12 protein-coding genes are annotated in these 14,743 nt (G+C 40.4%); all 12 read left to right on the forward strand.

Annotated features, from left to right (window positions below):
* The first annotated feature begins 19 nt into the window (after window positions 1–19).
* The 12 genes from MHH87_RS04920 (at window position 20) to rpsO (ending at window position 14,469) form a co-directional block, all read left to right on the forward strand.
* Entirely contained in the window at window positions 20–1,726 is a 1,707-nt protein-coding gene (locus MHH87_RS04920) for a proline--tRNA ligase (protein ID WP_340748213.1), read from the forward strand.
* Window positions 1,727–1,811: 85 nt separating this feature from the next.
* Window positions 1,812–6,140 (forward strand): PolC-type DNA polymerase III, encoded by a 4,329-nt coding sequence (locus MHH87_RS04925; protein WP_340748214.1) that lies wholly within the window; start codon window positions 1,812–1,814, stop codon window positions 6,138–6,140.
* 455 nt (window positions 6,141–6,595) lie between these two features.
* On the forward strand, window positions 6,596–7,081 hold the full coding sequence (gene rimP / locus MHH87_RS04930; RefSeq protein ID WP_340748215.1) for a ribosome maturation factor RimP: 486 nt from the start codon (window positions 6,596–6,598) through the stop codon (window positions 7,079–7,081).
* Window positions 7,082–7,094: 13 nt separating this feature from the next.
* Window positions 7,095–8,228 (forward strand): transcription termination factor NusA, encoded by a 1,134-nt coding sequence (gene nusA, locus MHH87_RS04935; protein ID WP_340748216.1) that lies wholly within the window; start codon window positions 7,095–7,097, stop codon window positions 8,226–8,228.
* A 56-nt stretch (window positions 8,229–8,284) separates the two neighbouring features.
* Window positions 8,285–8,563 carry an RNase P modulator RnpM gene (gene rnpM / locus MHH87_RS04940; RefSeq protein WP_340748217.1) on the forward strand — a complete coding sequence of 93 codons (279 nt, stop codon included), beginning with the start codon at window positions 8,285–8,287 and terminating at the stop codon, window positions 8,561–8,563.
* The gene (locus tag MHH87_RS04945) at window positions 8,560–8,868 is read left to right on the forward strand and encodes a YlxQ family RNA-binding protein (RefSeq protein ID WP_340748218.1); all 309 of its coding nucleotides are present in this window, start codon (window positions 8,560–8,562) and stop codon (window positions 8,866–8,868) included. Before rnpM ends, MHH87_RS04945 begins: the two co-directional genes overlap by 4 nt.
* 14 nt (window positions 8,869–8,882) lie before the next feature.
* Window positions 8,883–11,249, forward strand: coding sequence for a translation initiation factor IF-2 (gene infB / locus MHH87_RS04950; protein WP_340748219.1), 2,367 nt, complete (start codon window positions 8,883–8,885; stop codon window positions 11,247–11,249).
* Window positions 11,249–11,527 (forward strand): DUF503 domain-containing protein, encoded by a 279-nt coding sequence (locus MHH87_RS04955; RefSeq protein WP_340748220.1) that lies wholly within the window; start codon window positions 11,249–11,251, stop codon window positions 11,525–11,527. The genes infB and MHH87_RS04955 overlap by 1 nt, the downstream gene beginning before the upstream one ends.
* A gap of 147 nt (window positions 11,528–11,674) precedes the next feature.
* A complete protein-coding gene (rbfA, locus tag MHH87_RS04960) occupies window positions 11,675–12,019 on the forward strand; it encodes a 30S ribosome-binding factor RbfA (protein ID WP_340748221.1) in 345 nt (114 codons plus the stop codon).
* Between the two features lie 171 nt (window positions 12,020–12,190).
* Window positions 12,191–13,102 (forward strand): tRNA pseudouridine(55) synthase TruB, encoded by a 912-nt coding sequence (truB, locus tag MHH87_RS04965; RefSeq protein ID WP_340748222.1) that lies wholly within the window; start codon window positions 12,191–12,193, stop codon window positions 13,100–13,102.
* A 15-nt stretch (window positions 13,103–13,117) separates the two neighbouring features.
* The gene (ribF, locus tag MHH87_RS04970) at window positions 13,118–14,071 is read left to right on the forward strand and encodes a riboflavin biosynthesis protein RibF (protein WP_340748223.1); all 954 of its coding nucleotides are present in this window, start codon (window positions 13,118–13,120) and stop codon (window positions 14,069–14,071) included.
* Between the two features lie 128 nt (window positions 14,072–14,199).
* The gene (gene rpsO, locus MHH87_RS04975) at window positions 14,200–14,469 is read left to right on the forward strand and encodes a 30S ribosomal protein S15 (RefSeq protein WP_340748224.1); all 270 of its coding nucleotides are present in this window, start codon (window positions 14,200–14,202) and stop codon (window positions 14,467–14,469) included.
* Window positions 14,470–14,743 lie beyond the last annotated feature (274 nt).

The raw sequence follows: 14,743 nt of genomic DNA on the forward strand, positions 1-14,743 counted from the left end.
TTAAAAGGTGGAACACTTTATGAAACAAAGTTTAACATTCATTCCAACACTACGTGAAGTGCCTGCAGATGCAGATGTAAAATCACACAAAGTTTTATTACGTGCTGGATTTATCCGTCAAAACACTTCAGGCGTATATTCTTACTTACCATTAGCGAAACGCGTGCTTTCTAAAATTGAACAAATAGTTCGCGAAGAAATGGAAGCAATTAATTCAATTGAATTATTAATGCCCGCATTACAAGCGGCTGAACTTTGGCAAGAATCTGGCCGTTGGGAAGCTTATGGACCCGAATTAATGCGCCTAAAAGACCGACATGACCGTGACTTCGCACTAGGTGCTACACATGAAGAGGTTATTACAACTCTAGTACGTGACGAAATTAAATCATATAAAAAATTACCATTAACACTTTACCAAATCCAAACAAAATTCCGTGATGAAAAACGTCCACGCTTCGGACTACTTCGTGGTCGTGAATTTATTATGAAAGATGCTTACTCTTTCCACGCATCACGTGAAAGCTTAGATGCTACATATGATGATATGTATAAAGCGTATTCTAATATTTTCTCTCGTCTTGGTTTGAATTTCCGCGCTGTTATTGCAGATGCTGGTTCAATTGGTGGAAAAGGGACACATGAATTCATGGTATTATCTGAAATTGGCGAAGATACAATCGCCTACTCAGATACATCTGATTACGCAGCAAACATCGAAATGGCAGAAGTAGTAGTAGACTACAAGCCATCAGATGCGTCAATGAAGGAACTAGAAAAAATCGCAACGCCAGATCAAAAAACAATTGAAGAAGTTTCTACTTTCTTAAATGTTGATCCTTCAAACGTGATTAAATCATTAGTATTCAATATTGACGAGGAACTTGTTGTCGTATTAGCACGAGGCGATCACGAAATTAATGATATTAAACTGAAAAACACATTAGGTGCAACTTCAGTAGAACTTGCAGATGAGGCTTCTATTATTAATTTACTAGGTTGTACGCCAGGCTCGATCGGACCAATGAAATTACCTGTTAGCGTAAAAGTGATTGCTGATAATGCAATTAAATCAATCCGTAATGGTGTTGCTGGTGCTAACGAAGACGGCTTCCACTTCACAAACGTAAACCCAGAGCGTGATTTTGCCATTAACACGTATGCAGATATTCGCTTCATTCAAGTAGGCGACCCATCTCCAGATGGACAAGGTGAAATTAAATTTGCTGAGGGTATTGAAGTAGGTCACATCTTTAAACTTGGTACAACTTACTCAGAGAAAATGAATGCAACATTCTTAGATGAGCAAGGGAAAGCACAGCCATTCATCATGGGTTGCTACGGTATTGGGGTTTCTCGCTTACTTGCTGCAGTTGCAGAGCAATTCCAAGATGATAAAGGTTTTGTATGGCCAAAACAATTAGCGCCTTACGATTTACACTTGGTACCGGTTAACACAAAAGACGAAGCACAAGTACAGCTTGCTGAAGATCTATATGGTTTATTAAAATCATACCGCTATGACGTGTTATTCGATGACCGTGTAGAGCGCGCGGGTGTTAAATTTGCAGATGCGGATTTAATCGGTTTACCTGTTCGTGTAACAGTTGGTAAAAAGGCTTCAGAAGGTATTGTAGAAGTGAAATTCCGTCATTCAGGCGAATCAGTTGAGTGGGCGAAAGAAGAGTTAGTGGATCGTTTAAACGAGTTTTTCCGTACAAATTAATTTGACACATGTAAAAATGTAAGTGGGGGAAGTACATATTATGTACTTTCCTTTCTTTTTCAAGGAAATAAGGTAGGTGAATGTTATGACGCAGCATCAAGAAGCACAACAAAAGTTTCTTTTATTACTCCAACAGCTTGAATTAACGGACGATGTGTATATGTCGTTTTTTGAAAACGGTGAATTAAGCCGTGTAACCGTTCACAAAAAAAATCGCGTCTGGAGCTTTTCGATCAAGCTACAAAATATGTTGCCGTTTCAGCTTTATCAGCTCGTACGCACGCGTATGGCCGAAAAGTTTGCTTCAATTGCCCAAGTAACATTGACGATTGAAGCACAGCAACCCGAGATTACTGAGCAACTCGTTTTAGATTATTGGTATCATGCTATTGAACAAATTGGAGATATGTCGCCGTTACTACGAGAAAACTTAATGACACAAGTGCCGAAATGGAACGGGCAAAAGCTAATTGTCACATCCATGCTGGAAGTAGAGCTCCTGTCGCTTAAAGCAAAATATACGGATAAGATTGCGGATTCTTATAAAGCATTCGGTTTCCCAAACATTCCGCTAGATTTCCAACTAGTTGAACAATCCGAGGAATTGATTGCGGCACAGGAGGCCTATTTCGTTCAAAAACAAGAAGAGGAAGAAATTTTAGCAAAGCAGGCACTTGCCGATTTTCAGTTGCGTGAAAAAGAGAAGGCAGCAAATCCAGGCGCGGTTCTTGGCGATCGTCCATTCCAACTTGGGGCATTTATTAAAAATGCAGAGCCAGTAGAAATTTGTACGGTGCTTGAGGAAGAACGTTCCATCGTCATGGAAGGTTTTGTGTTTGCCGCGGATATTAAAGAGTTGCGTAGTGGCCGTTCTTTACTTGAAATTAAAATTACGGACTATACGGACTCTATGCTCGTCAAAATGTTCTCAAACAATGACGAAGATGTAGAAATGATGAAAATGCTAGGTAAGGGTATGTGGGTACGAGTGCGTGGATCTGTTCAAATGGACAATTTCGCACGTGATTTAGTCGTGATGGCAAAAGACATTAATGAAATTAAAAAAGAATCACGTAAAGATACCGCAGCAGAAGGCGAAAAACGTGTAGAGCTGCATATGCACTCACCAATGAGTCAAATGGATGCAATGACACCGGTGGACCGTTTAGTTGCTCAAGCAGCGAAGTGGGGGCACCCGGCAATAGCCATAACGGATCATGCGGTTGTCCAAGCATTCCCTGACGCCTATGCTGCTGGAAAGAAAAACGGCATTAAAGTTATTTACGGATTAGAGGCAAACTTAGTAGATGACGGTGCGCCGATTGCTTACGCGCCGCAGCATATTGAGCTTGAGAACGCTACATTTGTCGTATTTGACGTGGAGACAACGGGCTTCTCGAATGTATACGATACGATAATCGAGCTTGCCGCCGTCAAAATAATAAACGGACAAGTTGTTGATACCTTTGAACGTTTCTCCAATCCACATCGGCCGTTAACAGCAAAAATTATTGAACTAACGCATATTACAGATGATATGCTCGTGAACGCACCGGAAATCGAGGACGTTATTCGCGAGTTTCACGAGTTTATCGGGGACGCAATTGTTGTCGCCCATAATGCTTCGTTTGACCTTGGTTTCTTATATGTTGCTTATAAAAAAGCGGGGCTTGGTCATGTCACGCACCCTGGTATTGATACAGTTGAGCTATCACGTCTCGTAAACCCTGGTCAGAAAGCACATAACTTAAAAGCCTTAACGAAAAAATATAATATTGAACTAACCCAGCATCACCGTGCTATTTATGATACGGAGGCAACGGGTGAACTAATGCTTCATTTACTCAAGCAGTCGAATGAATTGGGCATTAAATATCTTGATGAATTTAATGACTATGTTGGTGGTACGGATGGTTATAAGCAGGCAAGACCTAGTCACTGTACTATTTTAGCTGTAGACAATGATGGCTTGAAAAACCTATTTAAGCTCGTATCGATTGCGCATACCGAAACGTTTTACCGAGTACCGCGTATTCGCCGTTCGGATTTATCGAAACTACGCCAAGGCTTAATCATCGGCTCAGGCTGTTCAAACGGTGAATTATTTGAATCGATTATGAATAAAACACCAGAGCAGGCAGAACAAGTTGCGAAATTTTATGATTATATTGAAATTCAGCCAAAGCCAGTTTATTCACAGTTAATCGCGCGAGGTACTGTGCATGATGAATTTAATTTGGAAGATATTATTAGACGTCTCGTGAAACTTGGTAAGAAGGTAAATATTCCAGTTGCTGCAACAGGTAATGTACATTACTTAGACGAGACAGATGCGAAATTCCGTGAGATATTAATTGGCTCGATGGGTGGGGCGAATCCACTAGGGCGCTATGCACTGCCTAAAGTGCATTTCCGAACGACGGATGAAATGTTAAAAGAATTTGATTTCTTAGGTCCGGACTTAGCCAAGGAAGTTGTTGTGACGAACACGCAGCTGATTGCTAATATGATTGGTGATGTTAAACCGATTAAAGACGATCTGTACACACCGAAAATTGAAGGCTCAGATGATGAAGTAACGAATTTAACTTACGAAATGGCGCATCAAATATACGGAGAACACTTACCGGAAATTGTGCAGGCTCGTATTGACAAAGAGTTAAAGTCCATTTTAGGACACGGCTTCGGAGTAATTTATTTAATCTCCGCAAAGCTTGTAAAAAAATCGCTTGCAGACGGCTATTTAGTAGGTTCGCGTGGTTCGGTCGGTTCATCATTAGTCGCGACCTTTATGGAAATTACTGAAGTAAATCCAATGCCACCGCATTACATTTGTCCAAATTGTAAGCATTCGGAGTTCTTTAATGATGGTTCTGTTAGCTCCGGCTATGACTTACCGAATAAGAACTGTGTAGAGTGCGGTACGCCATATAAAAAAGATGGTCAAGATATTCCGTTTGAAACGTTTTTAGGATTCAAAGGGGATAAAGTACCGGATATCGATCTCAACTTCTCCGGTGAATATCAGCCACAAGCGCATAATTATACGAAGGAGCTGTTCGGTGAGGAATATGTATTCCGTGCGGGAACGATCGGTACGGTTGCCGAAAAAACGGCGTATGGGTATGTAAAGGGCTACGCGAATGACCGTGGAATGACGTTCCGTAATGCCGAGGTTGACCGACTAGTACAAGGCTGTACCGGTGTTAAACGAACGACTGGACAGCATCCAGGGGGAATCATTGTTGTACCGGATTATATGGATATTTATGATTTCTCTCCGGTGCAGTTCCCAGCGGATGCGCAAGATTCAGAATGGAAAACAACACACTTTGACTTCCACTCGATTCACGACAATATTTTAAAACTAGATATTCTAGGGCACGATGATCCGACTGTAATTCGTATGCTGCAAGATTTATCAGGCATTGACCCAAAAACAATTCCAACTGATGATCCGGAAGTAATGAAAATTTTCAGCACGACCGAATCACTTGGAGTAACGACTGCACAAATTGGTACAAAAACCGGTACGTTAGGTATTCCAGAGTTTGGGACGAAATTCGTTCGCCAAATGCTTGAAAGTACAAAGCCTTCTACTTTTAGTGAGCTTGTGCAAATTTCGGGATTATCACATGGTACGGACGTTTGGCTTGGTAATGCACAGGAGCTTATTCAAAATGGTACATGTGTATTATCTGAGGTAATCGGCTGTCGTGATGATATTATGGTGTATTTAATTTATCAAGGACTTGAACCGGCCTTTGCTTTTAAGATTATGGAATCTGTACGTAAAGGGAAAGGTCTTAGCGATGACATGGAAGAGGAAATGGTTCGCCAAGGCGTGCCAGATTGGTATATTGATTCATGTAAAAAGATTAAGTACATGTTCCCGAAAGCGCACGCAGCTGCCTACGTGTTAATGGCAGTACGGATTGCTTGGTTTAAAGTGCATTACCCCATTCTTTATTATGCGGCATACTTTACGGTGCGAGCGGATGATTTTGATTTAATTGCGATGACACAAGGGTCTGTCATGATTCGTAAAAAAATTGATGAAATCAATTTAAAGGGCCTCGAAGCATCGACGAAAGAGAAAAATTTATTAACGGTAATGGAGCTTGCGCTTGAAATGTGCGAGCGCGGTATGCAGTTCCAAAAGATAGATCTTTATCGTTCGCAGGCAAGTGAGTTTATTATTGAAGGTAATACACTGATTCCACCATTCGATGCGATTCCTGGTCTTGGTACGAACGTAGCAAAGGCAATTGTAGAAGCGCGTAAAAATGGAGAGTTTTTATCGAAGGAAGACTTACAGCAGCGCGGCCGTGTTTCGAAAACGTTAATCGAATACATGGATGAGCTCGGCTGTCTACAAGGAATGCCGGACGCCAATCAGTTGTCACTATTTTAACTGCTTTCAGCGGGCGTCCAAACGCCAGTTGAAGGAAGTTAGAGCTTCGGGCGGATGGTACAGATTTTGAAAGAAGTCAATTTTGCAAGCGCAAATCAAAATCTAGAAGACAAATTGGCTGGGCAAATTTGATTAACAAGGTGCTAGCAAATAGCAAATTTGCATTCAGTGAATTTTTGTGCTATTCTTATGGTAATAATTTGTTGATAGTTTTGCAGCAAAAGAGTGGGATATCCCGCTCTTTTCTGTTGTTATGCTAAAGTAATGCAAATTTTCACCGTAAAACAGTAACTGTTTGACCTTCAAATTTCACCATCCGTGGTGGAATTTGTGTTTTATTTGTAGATAAAAGAGTATAGCTTTCTTATCCGCAAAAAAAGGACTTCATCTTGCCCTATTTTGGGGGTCGAAATGTGTCTTTCTAATAAGAAAAACAGTGACGTAAGGAGGATACTATGAGCAAAGTTACGTCAATTATTGAAGAACTCGTGACACCAATCACAGATGAACTGAATCTTGAACTAGTCGATATTGAGTTCGTGAAAGAAGGTCGCGATTGGTTCCTTCGTATTTATGTAGATACACCAGTGGGAGGCATTGACATCCTTCAATGTGCACAAGTGAGCGAACGCTTAAGCTTAGTTTTGGATGAAAAAGATCCGATTGAGCAAAACTATTATTTAGAAGTATCTTCACCTGGTGCTGAACGTCCACTGAAGAAAGAATCAGATTTTGAAAAGGCAGTTGGAAAATTCATCTTTGTGAAAACGTATGAGCCAATTAAAGATATGAAAGAATTCCAAGGCTATTTACGTGCATATACTGAACAAAGCCTAGAAGTGGAAATTCGTATTAAAACACGTAAAGTAACTGTACAAATTGAAAAAGAAAAAGTAGCGCAAGCTCGACTTGCTATCGATTTCTCAGATAAGCAAATTTAGGAGTGAAAATAAAATGAGTAGTGAATTACTAGATGCCTTAACTGCCCTAGAAGAGCAAAAAGGTATTTCAAGAGATGTATTAATTGAGGCGATTGAGGCGGCTTTAGTAACGGCATACAAACGCAACTTCAACCAAGCGCAAAACGTGCGAGTTGATTTAAACCTAAAAACAGGCTCAATGGTCGTGTATTCACGTAAAGATGTAGTAGAAGAAATGGAAGATGATCGCTTACAAATCTCACTTGAAGATGCGAAGCTAGTCAACCCTGCTTATGAAATCGGTGACATTTTAGAACAAGAAGTAACACCACGTAACTTCGGTCGCATCGCCGCGCAAACAGCGAAACAAGTTGTGACGCAGCGTGTACGTGAAGCAGAACGCGGACTTATTTATGAAGAATATGTAGATCGTGAAGATGACATTGTAAATGGTTTGATTGAGCGTCAAGATGCACGTAATATTTATGTGAGCATTGGTAAAGTAGAAGCGGCATTACCAGTAAACGAACAAATGCAAGGTGAAGTTTACAAGCCACAATCTCGTATTCGTGTATACATTACGAAAGTAGAGCGTACTACACGTGGACCACAAGTAATTGTATCTCGTACACATCCTGGTTTACTTCGTCGACTCTTCGAAATGGAAGTACCAGAAATCTTTGACGGTACTGTTGAAATAAAATCGATTGCACGTGAAGCGGGCGACCGTTCGAAAATCTCAGTATTTGCACATAACGATGAAGTAGATCCAGTTGGTTCATGTGTAGGTGCAAAGGGCGCACGTGTGCAAACAATCGTAAATGAATTAAACGGTGAAAAAATTGATATTGTTGAATGGTCAGAGGATCCAGTTATCTTCGTAGCAAATGCGCTAAGCCCGTCAAAAGTTTTAGACGTACAAGTGAACGAAGAAGAAAAATCAACAACAGTTGTCGTACCGGACTATCAATTATCTTTAGCTATTGGTAAACGCGGACAAAATGCACGCCTTGCTGCAAAATTAACTGGCTGGAAAATCGACATTAAGAGCGAAACAGATGCACGTGAATTAGGGATCTATCCTTCTTCAACAAGCGCATTCATTGTTCAAGATGATGAATCTCAAGACGAAGTAGCATTCGATTTATACCAAGACGACGAAGAATAATTCTACGTGTTCATACGTTATTTCGTACGATGTTTTTGTAGGGAAGGTGAATACAAATGTCGACAAATAAAAAAATTCCATTACGTAAATGTGTAGCTACAGGTGACATGCATCCAAAAAAATCAATGATTCGCGTCGTTCGTTCGAAAGAGGGCGAAGTGAGCGTTGATGTTACGGGCAAGAAATCTGGTCGTGGAGCATATGTTTCAAAAACAGAGGCTGCTGTTGAAATTGCACGCAAGAAAAATATTTTAGACCGTCAGTTAGAAGCAAAAGTGCCGAATGAAGTGTATGAGGAACTTCTTACGCTCATTCGCCGGGAGTCGATTTTATGACGAATCCTGCATTGCTTCAATTACTAGGTTTGGCGGCTCGTGCGCGTAAAGTAATCTCTGGAGAAGAACTAGTAGTGAAGGAAATCCGTAGTGGTAAAGCAAAATTAATTTTGCTTGCCTCGGATGCTTCACATAATACTAGTAAAAAGATTCAAGATAAATGTACGTATTACAACGTTGAGTATTATGTTTTTGGAGATCGTTATGATCTTGGACATGCTACTGGGAAAGAAGCCCGTGTAGCAATAGCTATTTCTGATAGTGGGTTTGCGAAAAAAATGTCTAGTCTACTCAACGAAAAATAATCGGGGGTGAGCAGATGAGCAAAGTAAGAGTTCATGAATATGCGAAAAAGGTAAATAAAACGAGTAAAGAAGTAATTGAGCAGCTTTCAAAATTTGAAGTTAAGGTCACTAACCATATGGCAATGCTTGAAAATGATGCTGTTTCAAAACTTGATTCTGTCTTTAAGCAAGTAACAGAACCGAAGAAAGCAACTCCTTCTAATTCAACTGCGCCAACAGGACAGCAAACTAAGAGTCCTAAAAGCGAAGGTCAAAGTCAAGGCCAAGTAAAGCAAGGCCATCAGGTAAAAAAGCAAGATTCACGCCCGCAAGCTACTACTAACAGTCATCAACCGAAAAAAGTTAACACTGCCTCAGGGCAAAATCAATCGTCTCAGGGCGAAAAACAACAGAATGTAAAAGGTAACCAAAATAGAAATATGACACAAAATACTCCTAATAACCGCAGCACAGGCGGCGGTACAAATAATAATAACAGCAACAACCGTAACACTAGCGGTGGTAATAACAATAATCGTAATAACAATAGCAAAGGTGGGTATACTCAACGTAGAAAGCCAGGAATCAATGGTGGTAAACGTCGTACACGCTCACAAAACCCTATTCAAGTAGTCCAAAAAGATCTACCTGAAAAAATTACTTTCTACGAGTCATTATCAGTAGCGGAGCTTGCTAAAAAATTACACCGTGAGCCATCTGAATTAATTAAAAAATTATTCATGCTTGGCGTAATGGCAACAATCAACCAAGAATTAGACAAAGATGCAATCGAGCTAATTTGTGCTGATTACGGTGTAGAAGTAGAAGAAGAAATCCGTATAGATATTACTGATTTAGAAACTCACTTCGAACAAGAAGTAGTCGAAGGCGAATTATCAGAGCGTCCGCCAGTTGTAACAATTATGGGTCACGTTGACCATGGTAAAACAACATTACTGGACTCAATCCGTAATACAAAAGTTACAGCTGGAGAAGCGGGTGGTATCACTCAGCATATCGGTGCTTACCAAGTAACTGAAGGCGACAAAAAGATCACATTCCTAGATACTCCTGGTCACGCAGCGTTCACAACAATGCGTGCGCGTGGTGCGAAAGTAACGGACTTAGCAATTATCGTAGTAGCAGCGGATGATGGTGTAATGCCTCAAACAGTTGAAGCGATTAACCATGCAAAAGCGGCTGAAGTGCCAATTATCGTAGCAGTAAACAAAATGGATAAGCTTGCAGCTAACCCAGACCGCGTTATGCAAGAATTAACAGAGCATGGTTTAGTACCTGAAGCTTGGGGCGGGGAAACAATTTTCGTACCAATTTCAGCACTAAAAGGTGAAGGAATTGACCAACTTTTAGAAATGATTTTACTTGTTTCTGAAGTAGGCGAACTTAAAGCTAATCCTAAACGTGCAGCATTAGGAACAGTAATTGAAGCACAACTTGATAAAGGTCGTGGTTCAGTAGCTACACTTCTAGTGCAAGACGGTACATTACGCGTTGGGGATCCAATCGTAGTAGGTCACGCTTATGGGCGCGTTCGTGCGATGGTAAATGACCTTGGTCGTCGTGTAAAAGAAGCAGGACCTTCAACGCCAGTTGAAATTACAGGTTTAAACGAAGTACCACAAGCGGGCGACCGTTTCGTAGTATTTGATGATGAAAAAACTGCTCGCCAGGTTGGTGAATCTCGTGCGATGACGGCAATTCAATCTCAACGTTCTGAAAAACAACGTATCACCCTGGATAACTTATTTGAACAAATGAGCCAAGGTGAAGTAAAAGAACTTAATTTAATCGTTAAAGCTGACGTACAAGGTACAGTTGAAGCGATGGCTAGTTCTCTTATGAAAATTGATGTTGAAGGCGTTAACGTTAAAATCATCCATACGGGTGCGGGTGCAATTACTGAGTCGGATATTTCACTTGCGGCTGCTTCAAACGCAATCGTAATTGGCTTCAACGTACGTCCAGATACAAATGCTAAACGTGCAGCGGAAGCAGAAGGCGTAGATATTCGTCTACACCGTATCATCTATAAAGTAATCGAAGAAATTGAGCAAGCGATGAAAGGTATGTTAGACCCTGAGTATGAAGAAAAAATCATCGGTCAAGCAGAAGTTCGTCAAACAATTAAAGTATCTAAAGTAGGTACAATTGCTGGTTCTTACGTAATCGAAGGTAAAATGCAACGTGATGCAGGCGTTCGTATTATTCGCGAATCAATCGTTGTCTTCGAAGGTGAGTTAGACTCATTAAAACGTTTCAAAGACGATGCAAAAGAAGTAGCAAGAGGTTACGAATGTGGTATTACAATCAAAAACTACAATGACATTAAAGAAGGCGACATTATCGAAGCCTACGTAATGGAAGAGATTGTACGTAAATAATGATTGTATACGCAGAGGTTGAGTTTATTATTCACACTGCCCATTCGTTAAAGGAAAAACGTGCCGTACTACAACGTATGGTTACGCGTACAAAGCAAAAATTTAATGTGTCCGTCGCGGAAATTGATCATCAAAATGTGTGGCAGCGAACAAGAATTGCTCTTGTGGCTGTCTCCTCATCTAAAGCTGCAGCAGAGCGTGAAATTAATCATGCACTACACTTTTTACAATCAAATCCCGAGTGGGAGCAGCTTGAGTTTTACCGCGAATATTTATAAATATTGAAGGCTAGTGAAAGCGTTTGTCATTCGCAGAACCCAGCTCGATGAAGACGCGAATAGAACCCGTGTTCATGAGTGGACGAATCGAGCCAGTGGCAAAGAAGACGAACGCTTGCCACAGCAATAAAAAAGGTGGTGACATTTATGTCTCTACGTTCAAACCGTGTAGCGGAGCAAATGAAAAAAGAGCTTGGTGAAATTATCGGTCGTAAAATTAAAGATCCGCGTGTAGGATTTGTCACAGTAACTGATGTTGCTGTAACAGGGGATCTTCAACAAGCGACAATTTACATCTCGTCTTTAGGCAACGACCGTGAACGTGCAGAAACACTTAAAGCTTTAGAAAAGGCTTCAGGTTTCGTTCGTTCTGAAATCGGTTCACGCATTCGTTTACGTCGTACGCCAGAATTATCTTTCGAATTTGATTCTTCAATCGAATACGGAAATAAAATTGACGCATTAATTCGTGGACTACACGAAGAGAAATAAGTTTTTGATAAGCCTGCGCTGCATACTTTATGCAGGCAGGCTTTTTTAATCTGAAAATTTTGTTGAAGTGGCGAGGTTTATCCCAAAGGTGAAAGGATTCGTCCAAATTCTGGTTGGATTCTAGCACCTAATGAAACCTAAATCAATCACTTTTTAAAGGAGCACAAACAGATGAACGGAATTCTTCCTTTATGGAAAGAGCGCGGCATGACGAGTCATGACTGCGTATTTAAACTTCGAAAAATTTTACGAACGAAAAAGGTTGGTCATACGGGAACACTGGATCCAGGTGTTGAAGGTGTACTACCCATTTGCATCGGGCAGGCTACACGGATTGCAGAATACTTAACAGACACAGGAAAAACGTACGAAGCAGTTGTATCAATTGGACGCACTACAACGACTGAGGATGCAGAAGGGGACACGGTTGAGGAAAACGTAGCACATAAATCATTTTCACGTGAAGAAATTTTAGCTGCTCTAGCAAGTCTAACTGGTGAAATCCAACAAACGCCACCTATGTTCTCAGCAGTAAAGGTAAATGGCAAAAAACTTTATGAATATGCACGTGCAGGTCAAACAGTTGAACGTCCGACACGTACAATTACCATTTACGAACTTAAACTAGTAGATGACGCAGATCATTTTGAGGGTGAGGAAGTACGCTTCTCTATTCGTATTAAATGTAGCAAGGGTACATACATCCGTACACTTGCCGTTCAAATAGGTGAGGCATTAGGTTACCCAGCACATATGCACGAGCTTGTGCGCACAGCATCGGGGACGTTCACAAGAGAAAAGTGCTTTACTCTTGCTGAAATCGCAGAAATGATGGAAGCAGGCGAACAGGGAAAATTCCTATTGCCTGTAGAGTATGCATTATCAAATTATCCTTATGTTGAAATCACAGCGGACATAGAAAAACAAATTTTCAATGGACAAGTGATGCCGCTACATGCATTATTAAATGATAATGAAAAAATTGTATATGGTGTTAATGGGCGTGCATTTGCGGTATATATCGCACATCCGACAAAGGAAGGCCAAATGAAGCCGGATAAAATTTTCCCTGAAGTTGAGTAGGAGGCTTTTATTGTTATGAACGTTATTCATTTAAAATATCCACATCAGTTAAAACAAGCGGCACAAACGACCGCTTATTCACTTGCAGTAGGTTTTTTTGATGGTGTTCATAAAGGGCACCAAGCAGTTATTCAAACAGCTATAAACAAAGCCCAGGAGCATGGGATGCAAAGTGCAGTCATGACTTTTGATCCACACCCATCAATTGTATTAGGTAAACGTAATGAAAGAGTTTTCTATATTACACCGCTTCAGCAAAAGCTAGATACATTGAAAAAATTAGATGTAGATACAGTATTCGTTGTACATTTTACATCTGATTTTGCAAGGCTTTCACCTGAAGATTTCATCCAGTACTTTATTCGTGACTTGAATGTTAAGCATGTGACTGCTGGTTTTGATTATTCATTCGGTGCATTCGGAAAAGGGAATATGGAATTAATGCAGCAATTATCCAATGGTGATTATTCAGTGACCGTTGTTGACAAGCAAACGGATGCAGACGAGAAAATTAGCTCGACACGCATTCGTAAAGCTTTGCAGGATGGTAATATGGAGCAGGTTCGTACTTTGCTAGGACGTGCCTTTGAAGTGCCGGGTATTGTTGTACATGGTGATAAACGCGGGCGTACAATGGGCTTTCCTACTGCGAATGTACAGGCAATGGAAGGTTGCTTCACCCCTGCAACAGGCGTTTATGCAGTACAAATTCTTGTGCAAAACGAATGGTATAACGGTGTATGTAATGTCGGCTATAAACCGACATTTAAAAATCCGGACGATAAGAAATTATCGATTGAAGTGCATATTTTAAATTTCGATAAAAATATTTACGGTGAGGAAGTTGTAGTTGGTTGGTATAGCCGTATTCGCAGCGAACGTAAATTTAATGGCATTGACGAATTAATCACACAAATTGAACTAGATAAGCAGCAGGCCATTCAATATTTCGCCGAGTTATCATATTAGTTGATTGCGCGTGGAAACTATGGTAATATTCATTAGTGCACAACTGTGCTCGAACCTTAGCTCGGCTTTCCGTTGCTCCAACGATTGCTGTGCTAATGGGGATACTTATATTTAGGAGGTCAATAACAATGGCTATTACACAACAACGTAAAAACGAAATTATCGCTGAGTACCGTACTCACGAAAGCGACACTGGTTCACCAGAAGTACAAGTAGCAGTTTTAACAGCTGAAATCAACGCTTTAAACACGCACTTACGTACACACAAAAAGGATTTCCACTCTGAGCGTGGTCTTCTTAAAATGGTAGGTCGTCGTCGTCACTTATTAAAATATCTTCGTGAAACTGACGTACAACGTTACCGTGAATTAATCACACGTTTAGGATTACGTCGTTAATCTGACTATAAAAAGCGGGAATTTTCCCGCTTTTTATTTATGTTGTAAGAAATTAGCTTAAAAATGTCACATTGTTTGACAACGGCTGACGGATTGTCACGATGCCAACCTAAAGTTAAAGCGGCTCGTTTCCGCTGAAATTAGATAAAAAATAATCTTCTCCTAAATAAAAATGTAAATACAATTATTATAATGATAAATTAATGAAAATATTTAGCATAGAAAATGCTTTTTTGATACACTTACTATAGTACATAAAAAGATAAGTAAAGTG

Origin of the sequence: Solibacillus sp. FSL H8-0538, assembly GCF_038003525.1 — a bacterium.
Taxonomy (GTDB): Bacteria; Bacillota; Bacilli; order Bacillales_A; family Planococcaceae; genus JBBOPI01.